This is a genomic window from Oleiphilus sp. HI0067, from assembly GCF_001635735.1.
On sequence record NZ_LWFI01001453.1, the window covers coordinates 1 to 1,064 of the forward strand.

General features: G+C 49.5%; 1 protein-coding gene. It reads left to right on the forward strand.

All coding sequences use genetic code 11. The annotated features are described in order from the left end of the window. Positions 1-1,064, forward strand: a 1,064-nt coding sequence (locus A3739_RS23640; protein WP_197472527.1) for a VCBS domain-containing protein, incomplete at both ends; no start/stop codon positions are given.

The following is a 1,064-nucleotide window of genomic DNA, read 5'->3' on the forward strand; positions in this document are numbered from 1 at the left end:
GCTTGCGAGAGGGTGAAACGCGTACTGAGACCTTTCAAATACAAGTCGATGATGGGCACGGTGGGATCGTCACGCAAAGCGTTTCTATTATTGTTGAGGGTACAAATGATTCTCCTGCCATTAGAGGGCGAGCAACTGGCAGTGTGATAGAAGACCAAGTCGAAACGGTGAGCGGAAGACTACGCGATGGCGACCCTGATCGTGGCGACACGCATACTTGGTCAATTGATGGCGGTGGTGCCGATCAATATGGGCAATTGACGGTAGATCAAAACGGACGCTGGCGTTATACCTTGGATCGTACAAGCCCTGATACGCAAGGGCTTGGTGACGGGGAATCTGTCACCGTCCAACACACGGTGAGAGTCATTGATTCTCAAGGCGCAGCATCCACAAAAGTGGTATCTGTCGTTATTAACGGTACGAATGATAAGCCGCTGATGGCGGGCCAATTTAGTGGTACGGCAAAAGAAGACGTTACGCCGACGATTAGCGGTCAGCTGACGCCAGACGATGCTGACAAAAACGACACACATAGCTGGCGAGTGTTAAATCCCAACGCCTCATACGGAAGTTTATCGATAGATGGGCAAGGGAAATGGACATTCTCTCTGCATCCTAACTCCGCGTCTGTGAAGGCTTTGTCTGAAGGCCAAGTCATTCAGCAGACATTTCGTGTCGAGGTGAGAGATCAGCATGGTGAGCGAACCATTAAACAAGTTGTTATTGATGTTGAGGGAACGAACGATCTACCTACCATTCGTGGACAGAACACCGGTTCAGTTACCGAAGATTTGATCGGTCAAACCTCAGGTTCGCTCACTGCAGTAGATGTTGATGCCTTAGATACGCATACATGGAAGGTTGTTGGTTCGCAGCAAGGCCGTTTTGGTGGGCTGACGATAGACCCAAACAGTGGAAAATGGACGTTTGTTCTGGACCATAATTCTCCTGATACAAAAGCTCTGGGGCATGGGCAGAAAACGACTGAGTCGTTTATCGTCGAGGTAGACGATGGACATGGCGGTAAAGCGCAACAGATCATTACTGTCGAGATAATAGGG